Annotated in this window: 22 protein-coding genes and 1 pseudogene; 13 read left to right on the forward strand and 10 right to left on the reverse strand. The window is 71.7% G+C overall.

Features of this window, described 5'->3' with window-relative positions:
* Genes ACQEVZ_RS34090 through ACQEVZ_RS34100 form a run of 3 tightly spaced genes read right to left on the reverse strand, consistent with a single transcriptional unit; the run spans position 1 to position 1,922 of the window.
* On the reverse strand, positions 1 to 882 hold the full coding sequence (locus ACQEVZ_RS34090; protein WP_344511927.1) for a metal ABC transporter permease: 882 nt from the start codon (positions 880 to 882) through the stop codon (positions 1 to 3).
* Positions 879 to 1,634 (reverse strand): metal ABC transporter ATP-binding protein, encoded by a 756-nt coding sequence (locus ACQEVZ_RS34095; RefSeq protein ID WP_433374120.1) that lies wholly within the window; start codon positions 1,632 to 1,634, stop codon positions 879 to 881. Before ACQEVZ_RS34095 ends, ACQEVZ_RS34090 begins: the two co-directional genes overlap by 4 nt.
* Before the next feature lie 39 nt (positions 1,635 to 1,673).
* Positions 1,674 to 1,922, reverse strand: coding sequence for a DUF6703 family protein (locus ACQEVZ_RS34100; protein WP_344511923.1), 249 nt, complete (start codon positions 1,920 to 1,922; stop codon positions 1,674 to 1,676).
* A gap of 47 nt (positions 1,923 to 1,969) precedes the next feature.
* Here ACQEVZ_RS34100 and ACQEVZ_RS34105 point away from each other — a divergent pair, with 47 nt between their 5' ends.
* From ACQEVZ_RS34105 to ACQEVZ_RS34115, 3 genes are all read left to right on the forward strand, one after another.
* Positions 1,970 to 2,293 carry an antibiotic biosynthesis monooxygenase family protein gene (locus ACQEVZ_RS34105; protein WP_344511921.1) on the forward strand — a complete coding sequence of 108 codons (324 nt, stop codon included), beginning with the start codon at positions 1,970 to 1,972 and terminating at the stop codon, positions 2,291 to 2,293.
* Positions 2,294 to 2,323: 30 nt separating this feature from the next.
* Complete coding sequence (locus tag ACQEVZ_RS34110) at positions 2,324 to 2,818, forward strand: hypothetical protein (protein WP_433374125.1); 495 nt, start codon at positions 2,324 to 2,326, stop codon at positions 2,816 to 2,818.
* A 146-nt stretch (positions 2,819 to 2,964) separates the two neighbouring features.
* Entirely contained in the window at positions 2,965 to 4,347 is a 1,383-nt protein-coding gene (locus ACQEVZ_RS34115) for a glycine--tRNA ligase (protein WP_433374127.1), read from the forward strand.
* 15 nt (positions 4,348 to 4,362) lie between these two features.
* Here the strand turns inward: ACQEVZ_RS34115 and ACQEVZ_RS34120 are convergent, their stop codons facing one another.
* Positions 4,363 to 5,781, reverse strand: a complete 1,419-nt coding sequence (locus tag ACQEVZ_RS34120; protein ID WP_433374130.1) for an IS701 family transposase — start codon at positions 5,779 to 5,781, stop codon at positions 4,363 to 4,365.
* Between the two features lie 165 nt (positions 5,782 to 5,946).
* On the opposite strand from ACQEVZ_RS34120, the gene ACQEVZ_RS34125 reads away from it, so the two are divergent.
* Complete coding sequence (locus tag ACQEVZ_RS34125; RefSeq protein WP_433374133.1) at positions 5,947 to 6,450, forward strand: winged helix-turn-helix domain-containing protein; 504 nt, start codon at positions 5,947 to 5,949, stop codon at positions 6,448 to 6,450.
* Positions 6,417 to 6,854 (forward strand): annotated as a pseudogene (locus ACQEVZ_RS34130) (transposase); the annotation flags it as partial. The gene ACQEVZ_RS34125 and the pseudogene ACQEVZ_RS34130, both read left to right, overlap by 34 nt.
* A 42-nt stretch (positions 6,855 to 6,896) precedes the next feature.
* On the opposite strand, the gene ACQEVZ_RS34135 reads toward ACQEVZ_RS34130, so the two are convergent.
* On the reverse strand, positions 6,897 to 9,068 hold the full coding sequence (locus ACQEVZ_RS34135) for a recombinase family protein (protein WP_433374136.1): 2,172 nt from the start codon (positions 9,066 to 9,068) through the stop codon (positions 6,897 to 6,899).
* Between the two features lie 532 nt (positions 9,069 to 9,600).
* A complete protein-coding gene (locus ACQEVZ_RS34140; protein WP_433374139.1) occupies positions 9,601 to 9,993 on the reverse strand; it encodes an XdhC family protein in 393 nt (130 codons plus the stop codon).
* A gap of 48 nt (positions 9,994 to 10,041) precedes the next feature.
* Here ACQEVZ_RS34140 and ACQEVZ_RS34145 point away from each other — a divergent pair, with 48 nt between their 5' ends.
* From ACQEVZ_RS34145 to ACQEVZ_RS34160, 4 genes are all read left to right on the forward strand, one after another.
* A complete protein-coding gene (locus tag ACQEVZ_RS34145) occupies positions 10,042 to 11,037 on the forward strand; it encodes a permease (RefSeq protein ID WP_360566098.1) in 996 nt (331 codons plus the stop codon).
* A gap of 157 nt (positions 11,038 to 11,194) precedes the next feature.
* Positions 11,195 to 12,007: a TIGR03943 family putative permease subunit gene (locus tag ACQEVZ_RS34150; protein WP_433374142.1), complete on the forward strand. Its 813-nt coding sequence runs from the start codon at positions 11,195 to 11,197 to the stop codon at positions 12,005 to 12,007.
* A gap of 33 nt (positions 12,008 to 12,040) precedes the next feature.
* Entirely contained in the window at positions 12,041 to 12,772 is a 732-nt protein-coding gene (locus ACQEVZ_RS34155) for a histidine phosphatase family protein (RefSeq protein WP_344511910.1), read from the forward strand.
* A 55-nt stretch (positions 12,773 to 12,827) separates the two neighbouring features.
* On the forward strand, positions 12,828 to 13,316 hold the full coding sequence (locus ACQEVZ_RS34160; protein WP_354891212.1) for a hypothetical protein: 489 nt from the start codon (positions 12,828 to 12,830) through the stop codon (positions 13,314 to 13,316).
* Between the two features lie 44 nt (positions 13,317 to 13,360).
* Here ACQEVZ_RS34160 and ACQEVZ_RS34165 read toward each other — a convergent pair whose 3' ends face one another.
* Positions 13,361 to 14,359 (reverse strand): class I SAM-dependent methyltransferase, encoded by a 999-nt coding sequence (locus ACQEVZ_RS34165; protein ID WP_433374145.1) that lies wholly within the window; start codon positions 14,357 to 14,359, stop codon positions 13,361 to 13,363.
* A gap of 46 nt (positions 14,360 to 14,405) precedes the next feature.
* Between ACQEVZ_RS34165 and cobF the strand changes: the two genes are divergently transcribed.
* The gene (gene cobF, locus ACQEVZ_RS34170; RefSeq protein WP_344511904.1) at positions 14,406 to 15,161 is read left to right on the forward strand and encodes a precorrin-6A synthase (deacetylating); all 756 of its coding nucleotides are present in this window, start codon (positions 14,406 to 14,408) and stop codon (positions 15,159 to 15,161) included.
* On the opposite strand, the gene ACQEVZ_RS34175 is transcribed toward cobF, so the two are convergent.
* The gene (locus ACQEVZ_RS34175; protein WP_433374148.1) at positions 15,158 to 16,066 is read right to left on the reverse strand and encodes a zf-HC2 domain-containing protein; all 909 of its coding nucleotides are present in this window, start codon (positions 16,064 to 16,066) and stop codon (positions 15,158 to 15,160) included. The two genes, cobF and ACQEVZ_RS34175, sit on opposite strands and share 4 nt — an antisense overlap.
* Before the next feature lie 5 nt (positions 16,067 to 16,071).
* Entirely contained in the window at positions 16,072 to 16,233 is a 162-nt protein-coding gene (locus ACQEVZ_RS34180; RefSeq protein WP_433374150.1) for a hypothetical protein, read from the reverse strand.
* A gap of 136 nt (positions 16,234 to 16,369) precedes the next feature.
* Here ACQEVZ_RS34180 and ACQEVZ_RS34185 point away from each other — a divergent pair, with 136 nt between their 5' ends.
* The 3 genes from ACQEVZ_RS34185 to ACQEVZ_RS34195 all read left to right on the forward strand — a co-directional run bounded on the left by ACQEVZ_RS34185 (position 16,370) and on the right by ACQEVZ_RS34195 (position 18,868).
* Positions 16,370 to 16,972, forward strand: coding sequence for an RNA polymerase sigma factor (locus tag ACQEVZ_RS34185; protein WP_433374152.1), 603 nt, complete (start codon positions 16,370 to 16,372; stop codon positions 16,970 to 16,972).
* Complete coding sequence (locus tag ACQEVZ_RS34190) at positions 16,969 to 17,979, forward strand: CU044_5270 family protein (protein WP_433374154.1); 1,011 nt, start codon at positions 16,969 to 16,971, stop codon at positions 17,977 to 17,979. Before ACQEVZ_RS34185 ends, ACQEVZ_RS34190 begins: the two co-directional genes overlap by 4 nt.
* Positions 17,980 to 18,070: 91 nt before the next feature.
* Positions 18,071 to 18,868 carry an SAM-dependent methyltransferase gene (locus ACQEVZ_RS34195; protein WP_433374157.1) on the forward strand — a complete coding sequence of 266 codons (798 nt, stop codon included), beginning with the start codon at positions 18,071 to 18,073 and terminating at the stop codon, positions 18,866 to 18,868.
* Positions 18,869 to 18,909: 41 nt separating this feature from the next.
* Here ACQEVZ_RS34195 and ACQEVZ_RS34200 read toward each other — a convergent pair whose 3' ends face one another.
* The gene (locus ACQEVZ_RS34200) at positions 18,910 to 19,797 is read right to left on the reverse strand and encodes an NAD(P)H-binding protein (protein ID WP_433374159.1); all 888 of its coding nucleotides are present in this window, start codon (positions 19,795 to 19,797) and stop codon (positions 18,910 to 18,912) included.
* Between the last annotated feature and the right edge of the window lie 60 nt (positions 19,798 to 19,857).

A 19,857-nucleotide genomic window follows, 5' to 3' on the forward strand; every position in this document is an offset into this window, starting at 1 on the left:
TCAGTAACCACGGTCGAGCACCACCTCAGGTGTGGAGCGCTCCTCGGTGGCGTTTCCGGCTGTTGTACGACGGCGCGCCGCCCTCCAGGCCGCGGCCCCGACCGTCACGACGAAGAAGCCGGCGATGGCGAGCAGGACGACGGTGGCGCCGGGGCCGGTGTCGGCCTCGGTGGAGATCCAGATGCCGCCGCCGGAGACGGTCAGCCCGAGCAGCACCGCGACGAGCATCGTCGCCTTGAAGCCGCGGGTGATCTGCTGCGCGGTCGCCACCGGCACGACCATGAGGGCGCTGACCAGCAGGAGCCCGACGGCCCGCATGGCCACGGTGACGGTGACGGCGGTCGTGACGGCGAGGATGAGGTTGAGGGCGCGGACCGGCAGGCCGGACACCCGCGCGTACTCCTCGTCGTGGCAGACGGCGAAGAGCCACGGGCGGAGCAGGACGGCGACGGCGAGCACCGCGCAGCCCAGGACGAGCATCACCGACAGGTCCTGCCGGCTCGTCGTCAGCGGCGAGCCGAAGAGATACGTGACAAGGCTGCGACTGCCCTGCTCGTCGGACAGGTTGACCAGGACGACGCCGCCGGAGATGCCGCCGTAGAACAGCATGGCGAGGGCGACGTCGCCGGAGGTCTTGCCGCGCTCGCGGACGAGCTCGATGACGACGGCGCCGAGGGCCGCCGCGACGACCGCCATCAGCACCGGCGACTGGTGCAGCAGCAGCCCGAACCCGACGCCGGTGAGCGCCACGTGGCCGAGGCCGTCGCCGATCAGCGACAGCCGCCGCTGGACGAGGTAGATGCCGATGGCGGGCGCCGACGCACCCGTGATCAGCGCGCCGACGAGAGCGCGGATCATGAAGTCGTACGTGAACAGGCTCATGCGCTGCCCAGGAGGCCGGGCGCCTCGACGGCGGCGTGGGGGTGGACGTGGTCGTGGCCGGGTTCGGCGTGGTGGCCGGCGGGCTCCGGGGGTGCCCCGTCGTGGATGATCTCGCCGTGGTGCACGACGACCGCGCGGGTGATCAGCGGCCGCAGCGGGCCGAGCTCGTGCGCCACGAAGACGACGGTGCCGCCCTGATCGGCGAAGCGGTGCAGGCAGGCCGCGAACGCCTCCTGGCTGCCGGCGTCCACCCCGGCCGTCGGCTCGTCGAGGACCAGCAGCTCGGGGGTGCCGGCGAGGGCGCGGGCGATGAGCACCCGCTGCTGCTGCCCGCCGGACAGCACCGACACGGGCTCGCGGGCGCGGTCGGCGAGCCCGACCGCGGTGAGCGCCTCCTCGACCGCGCGCCGGTCGGCGCGGGACGGGAAGCGCAGGAACCCCCGCCGCGCGAGCCGTCCCTCCGCGACGACCTCACCGACCGTGGCCGGGACGCCGCTGCCGGCGCCGACGCGCTGCGGGACGTAGCCGAGTCGGTGCCAGGACCGGAACCGTTTGAGCGGGGTGCCGAAGAGGCGGATCTCGCCCTTCGCGAGGGGTACCAGACCCAGTGCCGACTTCACGAGGGTGGACTTGCCGGAGCCGTTGGCACCGAGGATCGCCACGACCTCGGCGGCGGCGACGCTCAGCGTCACCCCGTCGAGCACTGGTCGGCCGTCGTAGGCGACGACGGCCCGGTCCACCTCAAGTACCACGCTGCCGAGCGTGCCTGATAATGGGAATCGTTGTCAACTTCAGGTGAGCTTCACGACGGCCACGGCCACCACGAGCCCGAGGACCACCAGCCGCATCACCCGTGCGCGGGACGGGTGCAGGTGCCACGTCTGGGCGAGCAGCCACCCGGCGCCGGCGGCCAGGGCGAGCAGCACCGCGGCACCGAGCGCGCCCGGCAGGACCAGCCCCAGGAACGTGAGCGCGCCGACGCCGAGGAACGCCGCGGTCGGGCCGATCCGGCCCAGCCGGGACAGAACACGCTGGGTCATCTCGGGCAGCTCCTCAGGGTCCGAATGCGCGTCCGTATGCTCGCGTCATGCTGGTGGTGACAAGGTTCGTGCTGGACGGCGACGACGAAGGCTTCGTCGAGCGGGCCCACGCCGCGCTCGGTGCGCTCGCGGCCTGCCCAGGGTATCTCCGCGGACGCCTGGCCCGCGCGTTCGACGACCCGGCGCACTGGAGCATCGTCACGGAGTGGCAGTCGGTCGGCGCGTACCGGCGGGCATTGTCCAACTTCGACGTGAAGATGCACGCGACGCCGCTGCTCGCGCAGTCGCTCGACGAGCCGTCGGCGTTCGAGGAGCTCGCCGAGGTCGCCCCCGGCGGCGCGCTCACGGTCACCGCGAGCGACCGCGCGTAGGTGATGGGGTAGTTGGCTACTGTTGGGGGCATGATGCCCTCGCCGACCGAGGTGCCGGCGCCGCCACCCGGCCCCGGTGTGGTGACGCCGTTCGCGGCGCCGCCCCGTGACCGGGACCTGCGCGGCCTGTGGATCGGCCTCGGCGTGGGCGGGCTCGTGCTCGTCCTGTGCTGCGTCGGCGGCGTCCTCGGCGGCGGGTTCCTGCTCTCCGGCCTGGAGGGCGTCGCCCGCTCCCAGCTGACCAGCGTCGTCGACGACTACCTGGGCGCCGTCCAGGCGACCGAGTACGAGACCGCCCGCGGGCACCTGTGCCCCGAGCTGCAGCGCAGCCACAGCCTCGCCTGGTACGAGGAGCATTACAAGGGCTCCGAGGTCATCGCCTACGTCGTGCACGAGGACCGGGTCGACGTGAACCTCGTGCAGGTCCCTGCGACCGTCAAGCGCCGCGGGCTGCCCGAGACCCTGATGACCTTCACCATGGAGCAGCAGACGACGCGGTGGGTGATCTGCGGAGGGGTCGACTGATCCCGCCCCGTGGCCCTGCGGTTAATCTGGTGCGGCTCGCCCGGGCGTAACCGTACCGTCGACGTGGACGTTGACGGTTTACCCGTCTTGACCAACTTTCAGCATGCCTTGCCGACAGCCAGTCGCCGTGAGGCCGAGGAGGAACCATGGCCGCCGATCGCATCGATTCCGTCGTCAGCCTCGCGAAGCGCCGCGGCTTTGTCTTCCCGTCCAGTGAGATCTACGGGGGCACCCGGTCCGCCTGGGACTACGGCCCACTCGGTGTCGAGCTCAAGGACAACGTCCGCCGGCAGTGGTGGCGCACCATGGTCCAGCAGCGCGACGACATCGTCGGCCTGGACTCCGCCGTCATCCTGTCCCGCGACGTGTGGGTCGCCTCCGGCCACGTCGACGCGTTCGTCGACCCGCTGACCGAGTGCGCGTCGTGCCACAAGCGCTTCCGCGCCGACCACCTCGAAGAGGCGTTCGTCGAGAAGCACGGCGAGGGCAAGCCGTTCGTCCTCAGCGAGATCAACTGCCCGAACTGCGGCAACAAGGGCACCTTCAGTGAGCCGCGCATGTTCAACGGCCTGATGAAGACCTACCTGGGCGCCGTCGAGAACGACGAGGGCCTGCACTACCTGCGGCCCGAGACCGCCCAGGGCATCTTCATCAACTACAAGAACATCGAGGGCGCCGCGCGCAAGAAGCCGCCGTTCGGCATCGCGCAGGTCGGCAAGAGCTTCCGCAACGAGATCACCCCCGGCAACTTCATCTTCCGCACGCGCGAGTTCGAGCAGATGGAGATGGAGTACTTCGTCGAGCCGGGCAAGGACGAGGAGGCGCACGAGTACTGGCTCCAGGAGCGCTGGAACTGGTACATCGACCTCGGCCTCTCCGCCGACAACCTGCGCTTCTACGAGCACCCGAAGGAGAAGCTGTCGCACTACTCGAAGCGCACCGTCGACATCGAGTACCGCTTCCGCTTCGGTGGCCAGGAGTTCTCCGAGCTCGAAGGCATCGCCAACCGCACCGACTTCGACCTGACCACGCACTCCAAGCACTCCGGCGTCGACCTGTCCTACTTCGACCAGGAGAAGAAGGAGCGCTGGGTCCCCTACGTCATCGAGCCCGCCGCCGGCCTCACCCGGGCCGTCCTCGCGTTCCTGCTCGAGGCGTACGACGAGGACGAGGCGCCCAACACCAGCGGCAGCGTCGACAAGCGCACGGTCATGCGCTTCGACCGGCGGCTCGCCCCGGTCAAGGCGGCCGTGCTGCCGCTGTCGCGCAACGCGGACCTGTCGCCGAAGGCGCGCGACCTCGCCGCCCAGCTGCGGAAGCGCTGGACCGTGGACTTCGACGACGCGCAGGGCATCGGTCGCCGGTACCGGCGGCAGGACGAGATCGGCACGCCGTTCTGCCTGACCGTGGACTTCGAGACGCTCAACGACAACGCCGTCACCGTCCGCGACCGCGACACGATGACGCAGGAGCGGGTGTCGCTCGACCAGGTCGAGACCTACCTGATCGAGCGCCTGCCCGGCTGCTAGCGGTAGTTTGTTAGCTCAGGTGGTACAGGTACAGGGGTTGTCCACTTGCGACGGCGTCGAGGAGTGCCTGGAGCTCGGCGGGTGGGGGCCTGTTCGACCACGCCCGCCAACAGCGCCGCAACATGATCCAGGGAACGAGCCAGCCGCGGACCTCCCGGATGGTTCGGGGCCAGCACAGGGCTGCCGACGGCCTGCCGGGTGCGGGTCCCCCTCTCGAGCACCGGGATCAGGGGGTGGTGCTGCTGGCTGTGACGGTGCTCGATCTGCTAACCAGGCATCCCAGCAGAAGCAAAACGCGCAGTTGACCAGGGTCTGATGGCGACGGATGGCGGTGTCGGAACGGGCTTGGAAATCGGCCCACCCGAGTTCGTCCTTGACCTGCTTGTAGCCCTGCTCGATCCAGTGCCGGATCCCATAGATCCACACGATCTCCGCCAGGTCCGCGGGTGGATGAGGGCTGTCGACAGCCCGGGGGCCGCCGAGTCGAGGCAGATCGGTGGCCAGATACCAGGTGGCCTTCTCCGGCAGGGTGGCCGGGTCGGCGGTGGCCACGACCAGCCGGGTCGTCCCGTCCGGCCCCCACCAGCCCAGCCGCGCCTCGGCGGCCCACCACGTCTGGGTATGCCCGTCGCGGAACGTCCGGGGCGCCGGCGTCCAGTCGCCCGGCTCTTCGGGACTGTTCCAGGCCAGGTCGCGGGCAGCGTCGACGGGGGTGTACGCCTGGTCTGCGTAGGCCCATGTCCCCCGGTGCGGTTTGAGGGCCATGACGAATGGCAGTCCCGCCGCGCGGAGGTCGGCCCGGAAGCCGTCCTGGTCGCCGTAGGCACAGTCGGCGGCCACCGCGCGGAAGACCACGCCCGACTGACGGGCTTGCACGGCCAGGTCGGCAGCGATCTGCAGCTTGGTGCGGAAGTCTGGGTCGTGCTTGCCTTTCGGGAAGTGGTGCGCGGGGGTGTAGGGCACCGCATGCAGCGGGTAGTACAGCCGCTCGTCGGCCCACAGGGTGGTCACGGTGACGATCCCGCGGTCGGTCTTGCCATAGCGGCCCAGCCACTGGTTGCCCACATGCGCGGTGGCGGTACCGTCCTTGCGGTCACCGGAATCGTCGACGACCAGCACCCCACCGGCATGCGGCGCGGTGGCGGGATCAGCCAGCAGCAACTCCACCCGCCGGGCGTTGACCTGCTCATGGTCCCAGGTGGACTCCGACAGGAAGAACTGCAGCCGTTGTACCGCCGGATGCTGAGCCCCGATGACCGGCTCAGCCCCGGCCAGACAGGTCAACGTCTTGTTCCGGTCACGCGGCGCGAGCAGCCCGGTCAGGTACTCACGAAACCCCCGACGCTGGGCCAGCCTGCCGAACAGATCATCGAAGCGGGCAGCGTAGCCCTCCAACGAACCCGGCGCCGGTGGACACCGACGACGCACAGTCATCGCTCACACCTCAGCAAACCTACAAAAGTCCGAACACTTCACGGCTATTACTGCCCAGAAGCCGCAGGCAACAAACTACCGCTAGAGACCATTCGGGGTCAGGGTTTGGGTTGCTCCTTCTTTGTGGGTGATCGCTTTGGCCTGTGGCGGCGGTGTGCTGGGGGTATGCGGTACGGCGATGGCGGTGGTCTGAACTCGGCTGCGCGGGAGCGGCGGGAGTTGGTGCGTCGTCGGGCCGGGGAGCTGTTCGCGGAGGGTGTCACGGCGTTGGGTGTGGCTGCCGTGTTGGAGGTCTCGGCGAACAGCGCGTACCGGTGGCGGCGGGCGTGGGCGGCCGGTGGGGTCGAGGCGCTGGCGTCGAAGGGCCCGCCGGGGCCGGACCCGGTGCTGTCCGAGGCGCAGCTGGTCCGGTTACGGCAACAGCTGGAGCTGGGGCCGGCCGCTGCCGGGTACGGCGAGGATCAGCGGTGGACTTTGCAGCGGATCGCGGCGTTGATCGCCACGATGTTCCATCAGCGGGTCAGCATCGCCACGGCGTGGCAGGTGATGCGTCGCCTGGGCTACACCGCCCAGCTGCCGGTGCATCGTGCTGTGGAGCGTGACGAGCAGGCCATCACGCATTGGCGGCGGCGCCGGTGGCCGGCGCTAAAAGGGTCGCGCGGCGGCTGAGCGCCTGGATCTGTTTCGCCGACGAGTGCGGTCAGACGTTGCGGGCGAGGAAGGCCACGACCTGGGCACCGCGCGGGGGCACGCCGGTGGTGTCGGTGACCGCCGCCGGCAACGTCCGGGTCTCGGTGGCGGGTCTGGTCTGCTACCGGCCCGGTGACCGCTCGCGGCTGATCTACCGCACCATGCTGCACCGGGGCCGCAAAGGTGAACCGAAAGGCTTCCGGGAGAACGACCTCGCCCGGATGCTCGACGCCGCTCACCAGCAGCTTCACGGACCGATCATCCTGATCTGGGACGGCCTCAACACCCACAGATCCGCCCGGATGCGCACGCTGATCGCCGCCCGGCCATGGCTGCGCGCCTACCGGCTACCGGGCTACGCCCCCGAGCTCAACCCGACCGAGATGGGGTTGTCTCAGTGCGAGTGTTGTAGGTCTCGCTATGCATCAGGGCTGGCCTCCTCGTTCGTCTGGCGTGTGGGTTGGGTTGACTGGGTTGGCTCGGTCGAGCCAGTGGCGGCGGTTGTGATAGCCGGCGGGGAGTTGGTGCAGTGTCCGGAGCCGTTGCACCTCGGCCTGGTCGGCGGTGATGACCCACCGGTAGGGCGGGCGGGTGTCCTGCCGGCCGTTGATCCAGCCCCGTCGTAGCCAGGTGAACAGGGTGGCCATCGGCATACCGATCTCGGCGGCGAGGGTGGACAGCCACCACTGGTCGCCGGCGAGTTCGCCGTGGTCGGTGCGCCGGTCGGTGTCGAGGCCGGGGCGGATGCCGAGACGGCGGATCAGGTGCTGGATCTCGCCTGGGTTGAAGCGTTCGCCGCCGTGGGGCGGGCGCAGCCCATCCGCGGCCAGAGCCGCCGAGATCGCGGCGCTGGTCAGCCCCTGACCGGCCAGGTCTCGGATCCGGTCGACCAGCCGCGGGTAGTAGGACAGCTGATCGATGTGGGCGACCGGCCGGGTCAGGTCGGCGTCGGTGTGCGCGCCGCCGGCCCAGACCACGGTGACGTGGACCCGCTCGCTGGCCCCCTCAGCGGTGACCCGGACGCCGTCGATGATGGTGCGCAGCAGCGTTTTGCGGTCGGTGTGGGTGGTGGTTGACGCGTCCCACAGTGCCGGGATGTCGGTGGCCAGGGCGCGGATCTGGGTGAGTTCGGTGGCCGTCAACCGGGCGGGGCGGGCCTGCTGGTGCCGCTCGTATTCGTCGGCCAGTCGTGCGTGCGCGGCCAGGGTGTCTTCCCAGTCGCGTTCCAGTTGCCGCACGACGAGGCGGTTTTCCGGCTCGGCCAGTTGGTAGCAGCGCCGCGCCCGGTCGCAGGCGGTCGCCGCGCGTTCCAGGCGCTGCCGCCAGATCCGGTCGACCTCGGTGCGGTGCGCCTCGATCTGCGTCGCCGCGGTCACCGACAGCTCCAACGCGGCCGGGGCCAACGCCGACAACGCCTGGGCAACGACGTAGTCGTCGAGGAAGGCACCGGCCATCTGCTGGCACAGCGGCTCGCCGTAGGTGTGGCGGCGGTGGGTGCAGGCGTAGCGGTGGATGCCGCCGTGCTGGTTGGCTTCGTAGATGGTCTGCATCCGCCGCCCGCAGATACCGCAGATCACCAGCCCGGCCAGCAGACCAGGCCCGTCGCGGGGCGCCCCGACCGCGTCGGCGGTGGCCCGGTTGGCGGCCAGCCGGGCCAGGTTCCGCTCGTACTGCTCGACGCTGATGTAGGCCGGCAGCGCGTCCTCGATGCGCACCAGCCACTGCTCGGCGTCGAGCCGGCGCACCCGGACCGCCTCGCCGCTGCGGTACCGCCGTCCCGGATCGGTGCGGCTGCGCCCGTAGGCGTAGATCCCGGCATAGGCCGGGTTGCGCAGCATGTTGCTCAACCCCTGCTGGTGCGGCGGCCGCCAGACCAGCCCGCCCTGGTCCGGGCCACTGCGCTGCCGCATCCCGATCTGCACCTGGTGCTCGACCAGGAACCGCAGCACCGCATGCACCGTGCCCAACCGCTCAAACAGCGCGAACACCAGGCGGATCACGGCCTGCACCTGCTCATCGGGGTCGAAAGCGACCTCACCACCGGCCCGACGGACATACCCGGCCGGCAGCGGGACCGCCAACGCGCCCCGGCTGGCCTTGGCCAGCCGACCCGACGCCATCCGCTGCTTGATCAGATGCAGCTCGACCTGCGTCATCGTGCCCTTCAACCCGAGCAAGAGCCGATCGTTGTACCAATTCGGATCGTAGACGCCATCACCGTCGGCCAGCAGCGCCCCAGCCAGGCAACACAACTCGATCAACTGATACCAGTCCTGCCCAGCCCGGGCCAGCCGGGACATGTCCAGACCCAGCACCAGGCCGACATGCCCCATGGTGATCTCCGCGACCAGCCGGGCGAACCCCGGCCGCGCCGCCGCGTTGGCCGCCGACCGCCCCAGATCCTCGTCGATCACCAGCACCCGCGAGGCCGGCCACCCCAACGCCGTCGCCCGCTCGACCAGGCCGTACTGCAACCGCGTCGACTCGCCGTGGTCGAGCACCTGCTGCCGGGAAGACTGCCGGACATACACCACCGCCAGCCGATCGTGGTGCCGACCCTCGATCTTCTCCTGGCCACATTCACGCAGCGGCATCATGATCACCGCCGTTCCCGCTGACCACCGGGCCAGGCGCAGCCGCCGCTCGCTCCAGCAGCATGCTCAGGGTCCGCAGCGCATCCCGCCGGTTCCTCTGCGGCAACCACCCCCACAGCCCCGCCGCCGGGATCCCCGTCAACGTGCGGATCTGGGGAGGGTATCCATGCGTGCGCCGTCCATGACACGCCGCCTTCGTCCAGGTCGCGCGCCCGCAGCCGCTCGACCAACCTGGCCAGCCGAAGCAGGCCCTCACTACCGATGATCGGCGTGCTCACACCCACTTGTCCAACGATCCTCGCACTGTGACAAGCCGACTGAGAAGGTCTGGTCGGCACTGAAACGCAGCCTGGCCAACCTCGCCACCCGGACCGCCACCGCCCTGGAACACACCGTCAAGAACCGCCTCAAACGCATGCAATACCGCCACGGCCTCTTCGACAGCTACCTCACCGCCACCGGCCTATCCCCACCCAAACCCTGACCCCGAAAGGTCTCTAGCGCTTATTGGAAGTCGGTTCCGCCCGGTCGGCCGTTACAGGTCGGCGACGAGCCCGGCGAGGGTCGCGAGCGCGATCTCCGGCGGCGTCCTCGAGCCGATGTTCAGGCCGATCGGGCGGTGCACCCTGGCGATCTCGTCGTCGGGGACGCCGAGGCCACGCAGGGCTTCGACGTGTGGTCCGGGGTGCCTCGGGTTGCCCATCACGCCGATCCAGCGGGCCGGCGAGGCGAGGGCGTCGCGCAGTACGGCACCCAGCTCCGGCCGATCGTGATCGGTGACCACGACGTCGGTGTCGGCGTCGACGACCACGCGCTCGAGGTCGGGATCGGCCAGGGCGACCCGGAAGCCGAGCGTCGTCGCGAAGTCCAGCAGGTGCGCGGCGACCGGGGTGTCGAACACCGCCACCAGTGCCCGTGTTGTGTTCATGCGGTTCGCCGAACTGTCATACCTGGACGGTAGCCTCCAGGCGTGACGATGACACAGGAGCCATCTTCTCCGGCCGCCGCCGCTCGACCGCGGCGGCGGAGGATCGGTTCGGTCGAGGTCCTCGCCGCGCTGCTCGTGCTGGTCGTCCTGTTCCGCGACCCGCTCACCGAGTCGCTGTCGGCGCCGGCGCTGCAGACCTGGCTGACGGTGTTCGTGTCGGTCATGACCCAGGCGATCCCGTTCCTCGTCTTCGGGGTCGTGCTGTCGGGTGTCATCGCCGTCTTCGTGCCGCCGTCGTTCTTCGCGAAGGCGCTGCCGAAGCACCCTGCCCTGGCCGTGCCGACCGCGAGCGTCGCCGGCGTCGTCCTGCCCGGCTGTGAGTGCGCGTCCGTGCCGGTCGCCGGCGCCCTGGTCCGCCGCGGCGTGACCCCGGCGGCCGCGTTCGCGTTCCTGCTCGCCTCGCCCGCGGTCAACCCGATCGTGCTCGTCTCGACCGCCGTCGCGTTCCCGGGCCAGCCGCGGGTCGTCGTCGCCCGCGCCCTCGCCAGCCTCGTCGTGGCGTGCCTGATGGGCTGGCTGTGGCAGGCGTTCGGCAAGGGCAGCTGGCTGCGCATGCCCTCCCGGGCGCACCTCGACGGGATGCGGAAGTGGCCGGCGTTCTGGGCCAGCGTCCGCCACGACGTCCTGCACGCCGGGGGCTTCCTGGTCATCGGCGCCGCCGCGGCCGCCGTCATCGCCGTCGCCGTGCCCAAGTCGTGGCTCGCCGGCCTCGCCGCCGACCCGTTCGTCGCGATCCTGGTGCTCGGCCTGCTCGCCGTCCTGCTGTCGATCTGCTCGGAGGCCGACGCCTTCGTCGCCGCCTCGCTGACCCAGTTCTCGCTGACGGCCCGCCTCGCCTTCATGGTCGTCGGCCCGATGATCGACCTGAAGCTGTTCGCTATGCAGGCCGGCATCTTCGGCCGCGGCTTCGCCATCCGCTTCGCCCCGGCCACGTTCGTCCTCGCGGTTGCCGTGTCCGCCCTGGTCGGGACAGTCCTGCTATGACCACGCCGTTGAGGGTCGCTGTGGTAGGTGCGGGTGGGGTCGGCGTGATGGCCGCGGCGGGAGGGTGGGCGGTCGGCGGTGGGCGGGTCGTGGGGCGGTCCTTGGGAGCGGTCATGAATGCGGAGAGAATGTCGGCGACGGGCGGGACGGTGCTGGTGTGAACAGGCAGGCGCAGGCGGTCATTCTGCTGCTCGTCGGTGGTGCGGTGCTGCGGGCCAGCCTCACCGACCAGTACCTGAACTATGTGAAGCCGGGGTTGCAGCCGTACCTGATCCTGTCGGGGGCGATCCTGGTGCTCGCCGGGCTCTTCTCGCTCTGGTACGAGCTGCGCCCCTCCAGGCTCGCCGTCGCTGAGAGCGCTGCCGGCGCGTCGGGGGGTTCCGCCGGTGTTCCGGAGGGCGCGGCCGGCGTCTCGGCGCACGACGGACACGGGCACGAGCACGAGCAGGATGACGACGGGCACGGGCATGGCAGCGGTGGGCCGAAGGTCGCGTGGCTGCTGCTGCTTCCGGTGTTCGGGCTGCTGCTGGTCGCGCCGCCCGCGCTCGGATCGTATGCGGCCGGTCGGTCGGGGGCGGCGCTGGTCGCGAAGTCCGACTTCGCGCCGCTGCCGGCCGGTGACCCGGTCAAGCTGACCATGCTCGACTATGCGTCCAGGGCCGTGTTCGACCGGGGTACGTCGCTGGGTGACCGGCGGGTCGAGCTGACCGGCTTCGCGATGCGTGGCCCCGGCGGCACCTGGCTCCTGGCCCGGATGATGGTCAGCTGCTGCGCCGCCGACGCCCGTCCCGTCAAGGTCGCCCTGGCGGGCCAGTTGCCCGACGGGCTGCGCGAGGAGCAGTGGCTGCGGCTCACCGGCACGTACACCGACCGCCAGCTGAAGGACACCGTCAACGGCGAGACCATTCCGTTCATCGAGGTGTCGGGTTCGACCGCGATCCAGGCGCCCGCCGAGCAGTACGAGTCCTGACCGAGCCGACGTTCAGAGAAGAGGCATCCGGAGATGGAAGCGAAACGGCCGGCGTTGCTGGTGCTCGTGCGGCATGCCGAATCGGCGCGTAACCAGGCGAAGAAGGGCAGCGTCTACTTCGCCGACGACGCGGCGCGGCAGGTGGTGCGGGGCGTGCCGGATCACCTGATCGAGCTGACGGCCGACGGGCGCAAGCAGGCGGAGCAGACGGGGCACGCGATCCGGGAGCGGTTCGGGGTGTTCGACTACGTGTACACCAGCGGGTATGCGCGGACGGTGCAGACCGCTGAGGGCCTGCTCGCGGCGTATCCGGCGGCGGAGCTGGAGCGGATGCGGGTCCGGACCAACATCTTCGTGCGGGAGCGGGATCCGGGCTTCGCCTACGACATGACGACGGCGGAGGCGGAAGCGGCGTTCCCGTGGCTGAACGAGTACTGGCAGACGTTCGGCGGGTTCATGGCGCGGCCGCCGGGCGGGGAGAGCCTCGCGGACGTGACGGGTCGGGTGCACACGTTCCTGGACACGCTGTTCCGCGACCGGGCGGGGCAGAAGGTCATGGTGGTCACGCACGGCGGGACGCTGCGGTGCTTCCGGTTCCTGCTGGAGCGGTGGGGCTACCAGGAGGCGCAGCGCTGGCCGGAGGGTCAGACGCCGGCGAACTGCGGCGTCACGACCTACCGGGTGGCGGAGTCCGGCGACCGGCTGGAGCTGGAGGACTACAACCGGGTCTACTGGACGGTCGGCTCCGCCACCGACGGGATGTGAGGCCCCCCCAGTGCCGATCACGCCGGTGTACCGTGTGCGCGTCGATGGGGGAAAGATGCGAATCAGCTTCACGGTCGAGCCGGAGCCGGGTCGGGCGCGTCGAGCCATCAGGGCCACCATGGGCGGCAAACTGCTGCGCCTGTACGTCCTGGGGGCGGTCCTCGCCGCTGTCGGGATCGTCATGTTCGCCAATGACGTCGCGTCGGGTGCCGCGCCGGCCGCGATCGGCGCCGGGGTGTTCTGCTTCCCGTGGCTCGTCTCGCGCGCCGCAGCGCAGGCGAAGACCGGTCTGCTCGGCGAGACGGTGACGTACGACCTGACCGACGTCGACGTGCAGGCGCACACCAAGAGCCTCAACGTCGGGTACACCTGGGAGTCGGTCCAGGCGGTCAAGGAGACACCCGAGTTCTGGATCCTGACCGTTGCCAAGATCAACCCGTTGGTCCTGCCATGGACGGAGCTGCCCCCGGCCGCCGCCGCCGAGGCCAGGGAGTTCCTGGTGGCCCGCGGCCTCCTCGCCGCCCGTCACACCCCAACCTCGTAACACGGCCGTCCGCCCGTCGGCACTGACCGACCGGCGGGGCAACGTCAGGGGAGGCGGTCGGCCAGGGCGAGGAAGTGGTCGGCGGCGTCGTCGTAGGTGGTGAGGCGCCAGCCGGACAGGGTGGCCGTCGCGGCCAAGGGGGCTTCGGCGAGGGGGTCGTCAGGGCGGAGGACGCGGCCGTGGCGGGCGGCGAGGGCTGCGCGGCCCGTTGGGTGGAAGAGCACGAGGCGGCCGCCGGGCCTGGTGACCCGGGCGAGTTCGCGCAGGCCGTCGACGGGGTCCGGCAGGTGCATGACGAGACCCGCGGCGAACACGGCGTCGATGCTTCCGTCGGCGAACGGCAGCCTGCTGGCGTCGGCGAGGACCAGTCCGGTGTTGCCCTTCTCCTGGGCCTTGGCGAGCATCTGCGGCGTGTGGTCGAGGCCGATGACCGTGCCGGACGGGCCGACCGCGGTGCGCAGGGCGGGCAGGGCACGGCCGGTGCCGCAGCCGGCGTCGACGACGACCCCGCCCGGTGGCAGGCCGGCGGCCTCGACGGCTGCGGCGTACGCGGGCAGGTCGTCGCCGAACTTCGCGTCCCACGTGCCGGCGCGTACGCCGAAGAACGCGCGGGACTCCACGAGGTGCCAGCGGCGCCGGTCGAGCAGCCGCGGGTCGACGTGCCGGATCACGGGCCACGCGGGGTCGTGCAGGTCGACGACGACGTCCGCCGTGTCGCCCCGCGCCCCGTCGGCGGCGTGCTCGCGCCGCGAGGTGCGCAACCAGACCACCACGTCCCACCCGTCCGGCGCCCCCGCCCGAGCCTCAGCCCCATCGGCGACGAGCACCTCGCCGACGGCGCCCGCAGAGCCAGCGGCGGCCGGTGAACCGGTGGCGGTCGATGAGCGGGTGGTGGGGCGGCCGGCGGCGCGGAGGGCGGCGGCGAGGCGGTCGGCCGCCGGGCCGATCGTGGCGTCCGTGCCGTCGACGACCACTGTCGCGCGGCCGGCGGGGACGGACTCCACGAGGAGGGTCATGACCTCGTCCCAGCGGTCCTGTGTCATCGGTCCATCATGCAGAGGGGCGGGCGGGGCCTGACATCATGGGGCGGTGCGGAAGGTACTGATCATCGGAATCGGCGCGGGCGACCCGGAGCACGTGACCGTGCAGGCAATCAACGCCATGAACGCGGTCGATGTGTTCTTCGTGCTGGACAAGGGGGACACGACCGCCGACCTGACCGAGGCGCGGCGGGAGATCTGCGACCGGTTCGCGACGGAGCGGGAGTTCCGGACGGTGGTCATCGCCGATCCGCCCAGGGACAGGACCGCGGCCGACTACGAGGGGGCGGTGCGGGACTGGCGGGACGAGCGGGCCAGGCTGATCGAGGAGGCGCTGCTCGCCGAGCTCGGTGAGGACGGGGTCGGCGGGATCCTCGCCTGGGGCGACCCGGCGCTGTACGACGGCACGATCCGCATCCTGGACACGATCGCCGCGCGGGGCAATGTGGCGGTCGGCTACGACGTCATCCCGGGCATCACCAGCGTGCAGGCGCTCACCGCCCGGCACAGGATCATGCTGAACCGGGTCGCCGGGGCGGTCCACATCACCACCGGGCGGCGGCTCGGCGCGGGCTGGCCGGAGGGCTGCGACGACGTCGTCGTCATGCTGGATGCGGACCTCGCCTGCCGGGCGTACCGGGACGAGGACGTCGACATCTACTGGGGCGCGTACCTCGGCACGCCGGACGAGCTGCTCGTCGCCGGGCGGCTCGGGAAGGTGATCGACGAGATCGAGACGGTCCGGCGGGAGGCCCGCGCCCGCAAGGGCTGGATCATGGACACGTACCTGCTACGACGGGTCTAGGCGGCCCGGTCCCCGAAAGAGGCGGCCCGGTCCCCGCAAGAGACGGCCCGGTCCCAGGAAGGGGCGGCCCGGTCGAGGCGGGAGGCGGGGCCAGGCACCAGGCGCAGCGGCGCGGGAGCGGGAGCGGGCGGCGGCGGGACCTCGTCGAGCGCGGGCGGGCGCCCCCAGCGGCGTGGCGGGCGCTGCCGGTCCGACGGCGGGCCGGCCGGGTCGAGCGCGGGCCGGGACAGGGCGAGCACGATGGCGTAGCCGGCGAGGACGAACCCGTGGCTCACCAGCCGCGCCGTCTCGACCGCCCCGGCGAGCAGGTCGTTGGCCGACAGCAGCGCGAGCAGGGCCACGAACGCCGTCAGCATCGGCAGCGCCCCCGCCGGGGTGGCCCGCCGGGTCGCGATCCAGGCGAAGCCGGCGCCGATCGCCACGTTCCAGGCCGCCGACTCGTGGAACACGTGGCCGGCCTGGTGCGCGTGCGTGGTCGCGGCGTTCGCGGCCTGGGCGATGCCGAGCAGGAACTGCGCCGCGCCGAAGGCACCGAGCAGCACCCGCAGCGCGTACACCAGACGCGACCGTTTGAAGAAGGACCGTCCGCGAAAGGACGGCAGGACGAAGGACCGTGCCCCGGAAGGCTGGTCGGAGAAGCCCGCCAGCAGTCGCTCCGCCGGGATCGGTGCGGCGTGCAAGGGCTGGAGCCGGACCAGCCGCGTCGCCGCGACCGCGTCCCGCTGAAACTGCCGGCACCCGCCGCAGTGCGACAGGTGCGCGTCGACCAGCGCCGGCGCGACCGGCTCTTCCTCACCGTCCATCCGTGCGGACAGCGCTTCCCGGAACCGCATGCACTCCACGGACGGGTAGTCGCCGCCGGCGTCCGGAAAGTTCCCGGCGCCGGCGGCGACCGTGGGTGCCACCAGGATCAGTGCACGATCCACTTCCGGGCGTCGGCGCCGGTGACGGCCGGGACGGTGTTGGCGTCGAACCCGCTGGCGGCGTAGACGACCGGGGCGGCCGTGCCGGCCGGGGTGCCGGTCGCGGTGTCGCCGGTGTAGAGCGCCAGCGGCGACTTCGGCGACGGCAAGTCCTTCCGCTGGCAGAACGCGCTCCCGCAGTGGCTGGGCGGACCGTTCACGTGATCTGAGAAAGTCGGGAACCGTCTCTCGGCTGTCGGGCAAGTACCAGATGTACTGACCGACAGCCGAGAGGCCTGATGTCCGATGACCAGACCAACCGAGACGGCGGTGGCCACCGAACCGGTGGGCGACGCCGTGATCATCGCGCGGTCCAAGGATGAGCCCGAGCTCTTCGCACAGATCTTCCGCCGGCACGCGCCGGTGATCCAGCGGTACGTGACCCGCCGCCTCGGCCCGTCCGTCGCCGAGGACGTCTGCGCCGACGTGTTCCTCGCGGCGTTCCGGCAGCGGCACCGCTACGCCGCGGACCGGCTCGACGCCCGGCCGTGGCTGTTCGGCATCGCCACCAACCTGGTGGGCCGGCACCGGCGCGCCGAGATCCGGGCGCTCAAGGCCCTCGAACGCACCGGCGTCGACCCGGTGACGGAGGCGTTCGAGGTGTCCAGCGACGCGCGGCTGGGTGCGGGGGCCGTCGACCGGCGGCTCGCCGCGGCGCTGGCGGCGCTGCGTCCGGTGTACCGCGACGTGCTGCTGCTGGTCGCGTGGGGCGACCTCACGTACGAGGAGATCGCGGTCGCGCTCGGCGTGCCCGTGGGAACGGTGCGGTCCCGGGTGAACCGGGCTCGAAGCAGGATGCGCGCGGCACTCGGCGGGGCGGACCCGACATCCATTCAGGAGGACCTGTGAACGACCTGCAACCACTGCGCGACTTCCGCAGCGAGGTGCCCGAGATGGCCGACGTGACGCGTGCCGAGCGGGCGTTCGTGACGGCGATGCGCGCGTCGGCGCCGCGGCCCCGGTCGCACCGGCCGCTCATCTTCGCCGCCGGGCTCGCCACCGCGGCGGCCGCCGTCGCCGTGGCCGTCATGATGACCTCGGCCCCCACGCCCACGCCGCGGGTGGCCGGTGGGTCGCCGCCGGCCGCCGGCTCGTCCGCCCCGCCGGCCGTGAAGATCAAGCCCGTCTCGGTCGCGGAGCTGCTCGACCTGGCGGCCGCGGCGCCCGGCGCGATCAACCCGGGACCGGGGCAGTTCGTCGTCACCGAGTCGCTGATGTCCGACATGGCGGAGCTCGGCGAGGGCGGGCGCTTCCTGTACGCGATGAAGGTCACGACCTGGGTCGCGTCCGACAACTCGAAGCCGGGCGTGTCCAGGACCGAGCAGCTGGAGCCCCGCCCGTACCCGGGGCAGCCGCTCCCGGCGGACCTTCCCAAGGCCGGCAGCGTCGACGTGCGCGTCCTGTGCCCCGTGAAGGGCGACGTGACCCGGCGGGACTACGCGTACTACGGCACCCTGCCCACCGACGCCCAGGGCATGCTGAAGGTCTTCGCCCGGTTCCCCGGCGGCGGCGCCGACAAGAACCACTACCTGTGGAAGGCCGGCATCGAGCTGGCCGCGGCCCCGATGCCCGCGGCGCAGCACGCGGCGGTGTTCCAGGCGCTGAAGCTCATCCCCGGCGCCACGCTCGTCGGCGACGCGCAGGACACCGCGGGCCGCACCGGCACCGCCGTCGGCCGCGTCGGCCCCGACGGGTGGCGCCGTGACCTGATCTTCGACCCGGTCACGTTCGCGTTCCTCGGCTCGCGGACCGTCAACGAGACCGGCGCCCAGGTCGGCGGCACCGCGCAGCTGTCCGTGACCGTGGCCGACACGGCGCCGGCCGCGCAGCCGGGGCCGAAGCAGGAGGGCTGCTAGAAGTTGCACGGGGGCGGGCACTGGTGCGGCACGTATCGACTAATCTCGGCAGCATCGACGCTTCGACGTCGCTCACGGTGAGGGGTCGGTCGTGACCGGACAGGACCGGATCGACACGACGGTGCCGCACCCTGCCCGCCGCTACAACTACTGGCTCGGCGGCAAGGACCACTTCGCCGCCGACCGCGCCTCCGGCGACGAGATCGCCGCCGCGTTCCCGACCGTGCGCACCGCCGTCCTGGCCAACCGGGCGTTCCTGCGCGGCGCCGTGCGGTTCCTGGCGCAGGAGGCCGGTGTCCGGCAGTTCCTCGACATCGGCACCGGCCTGCCCGTCCCGGACAACACGCACGAGCTCGCGCAGCGCGCCGACCCCGCGTCCCGCGTCGTCTACGTCGACAACGACCCGATCGTGCTGACCCACGCGAGGGCGCTGCTCACCGGTACACCCGAGGGAAGGACCGCCTACCTGGAGGCGGACCTGCGCGATCCCGCCGCGATCCTGGCCCACCCGGACCTGCGCGCCACCCTCGACCTGGACCAGCCGGTCGGCCTGCTCCTCGTGGCGATCCTGCATTTCATCCACACCGACGCCGAGGCGCTGCCGATCGTGCGGACCCTGCTGTCGGCGCTGCCCTCCGGCAGCTACCTGGTCGCCACCAACGCGACCGTGGACTTCGCCGACGAGGCGGGCGCGGCCGCCTACCGGGCGATGTTCGCCGCGGGACGCACCGACGGCTACGCCCGCACCGCGGCGGAGTTCGGCGCCTTCTTCGAGGGGCTCGACCTCGTGCCGCCGGGGATCGTCGCGGTCAGCGACTGGCGCGACGCCTACCCCGACGCCACCCCCGCGGACGTCGCCATGTACGCGGCGGTGGGCCGCAAGCCGTGACCACCGCCGACCTGACTCTGGGGTTCTCCGGCTGAGCCTGGTCAGACTCCGGCGCCGGCAACGGCGACGGCGTCGCGGACGGCGGTGGGCGGGCGGCCGAGGATCGCCTCGACGTCGTGGGTCAGCCGGTCGTACCGGCCTTCGCGGTGCAGCTTCGCCATGGTGACCAGGTGGTCGCGCAGGTGCTCCGGCAGCCCGAGCGGCGCCAGCGTCTCGTCGATCCACTGCCGCATCGGCACGTCGACGTAGGTGACCGGCCGCCCCACCGCCGCCGCGATCTCCGCCGCCATCGCGGTCATGTCCTGCGACCGCGGCCCCGTCAGCTCGTACACCTTCCCCACGTGCGGCCCGGGCTCGCCCAGGACCGCGGCGACGACCCCCGCGACGTCACGCGCCGCGACCGGCGAGGTCCGCGCCTGCCCGAACGGCAGCCGCAACTCCCCACCGGTGACCCTGAAGAGCGGGTTCTCGAGGAACACGGTCGGCCGCACCTGCACGACCGGCAGCCCGGACCAGTCCAGCACCCGCTCACCCAGCAGGTGCATCCGCTGTTGCGCCGATTCCGCGGTACTGGTGAGCGTCATCTCCGACACCGTCATCTGCGACATGTTGACCAGCACCGCGAGCCGCCCCACCTCCCGCGCCGCGGCCGCGACGGTGACGGTCGCCTGCAGGTACCCCGCCGACACGCCCATCCCGAAGTACACCCGCCCACAGCCGTCGAGCGCCCGCACGACGTCACCCGCGTCGGTGAGGTCCCCGGCCACGACCTCGGCCCCGGTCGCCCGCAGCGCCTCGGCCCGCCCGTCCTCCCGGTGCACCATCGCCCTGACCGGCACACCACGCTCCCGCAGCAGCTCCACAACCGTCCGCCCGACGGACCCGACCCCACCCGCCGCCCCGGTGACCAGCACCGTGTCCCGCGCCATGCCCCCATGCTCGGCCCATCCACGCCCGCCCACCGCCACCCCCGGCGAATGGTCCGTCAG

Origin of the sequence: Dactylosporangium sp. CA-152071 (assembly GCF_050936335.1) — a bacterium.
In the GTDB taxonomy this organism is placed as follows: domain Bacteria; phylum Actinomycetota; class Actinomycetes; order Mycobacteriales; family Micromonosporaceae; genus Dactylosporangium; species Dactylosporangium maewongense.

Coding starts and splice junctions, on each gene's coding strand:
- ACQEVZ_RS34140 (WP_433374139.1), bottom strand. CDS start 9,993: ATGAACACAACACGGGCACTGGTGGCGGTGTTCGACACCCCGGTCGCC.
- ACQEVZ_RS34145 (WP_360566098.1), top strand. CDS start 10,042: ATGACACAGGAGCCATCTTCTCCGGCCGCCGCCGCTCGACCGCGGCGG.
- ACQEVZ_RS34100 (WP_344511923.1), bottom strand. CDS start 1,922: ATGACCCAGCGTGTTCTGTCCCGGCTGGGCCGGATCGGCCCGACCGCG.
- ACQEVZ_RS34200 (WP_433374159.1), bottom strand. CDS start 19,797: ATGGCGCGGGACACGGTGCTGGTCACCGGGGCGGCGGGTGGGGTCGGG.
- ACQEVZ_RS34160 (WP_354891212.1), top strand. CDS start 12,828: ATGCGAATCAGCTTCACGGTCGAGCCGGAGCCGGGTCGGGCGCGTCGA.
- ACQEVZ_RS34135 (WP_433374136.1), bottom strand. CDS start 9,068: ATGATGCCGCTGCGTGAATGTGGCCAGGAGAAGATCGAGGGTCGGCAC.
- ACQEVZ_RS34185 (WP_433374152.1), top strand. CDS start 16,370: ATGACCAGACCAACCGAGACGGCGGTGGCCACCGAACCGGTGGGCGAC.
- ACQEVZ_RS34115 (WP_433374127.1), top strand. CDS start 2,965: ATGGCCGCCGATCGCATCGATTCCGTCGTCAGCCTCGCGAAGCGCCGC.
- ACQEVZ_RS34090 (WP_344511927.1), bottom strand. CDS start 882: ATGAGCCTGTTCACGTACGACTTCATGATCCGCGCTCTCGTCGGCGCG.
- ACQEVZ_RS34120 (WP_433374130.1), bottom strand. CDS start 5,781: ATGACTGTGCGTCGTCGGTGTCCACCGGCGCCGGGTTCGTTGGAGGGC.
- ACQEVZ_RS34155 (WP_344511910.1), top strand. CDS start 12,041: ATGGAAGCGAAACGGCCGGCGTTGCTGGTGCTCGTGCGGCATGCCGAA.
- ACQEVZ_RS34125 (WP_433374133.1), top strand. CDS start 5,947: ATGCGGTACGGCGATGGCGGTGGTCTGAACTCGGCTGCGCGGGAGCGG.
- ACQEVZ_RS34110 (WP_433374125.1), top strand. CDS start 2,324: ATGATGCCCTCGCCGACCGAGGTGCCGGCGCCGCCACCCGGCCCCGGT.
- ACQEVZ_RS34105 (WP_344511921.1), top strand. CDS start 1,970: ATGCTGGTGGTGACAAGGTTCGTGCTGGACGGCGACGACGAAGGCTTC.
- ACQEVZ_RS34165 (WP_433374145.1), bottom strand. CDS start 14,359: ATGACACAGGACCGCTGGGACGAGGTCATGACCCTCCTCGTGGAGTCC.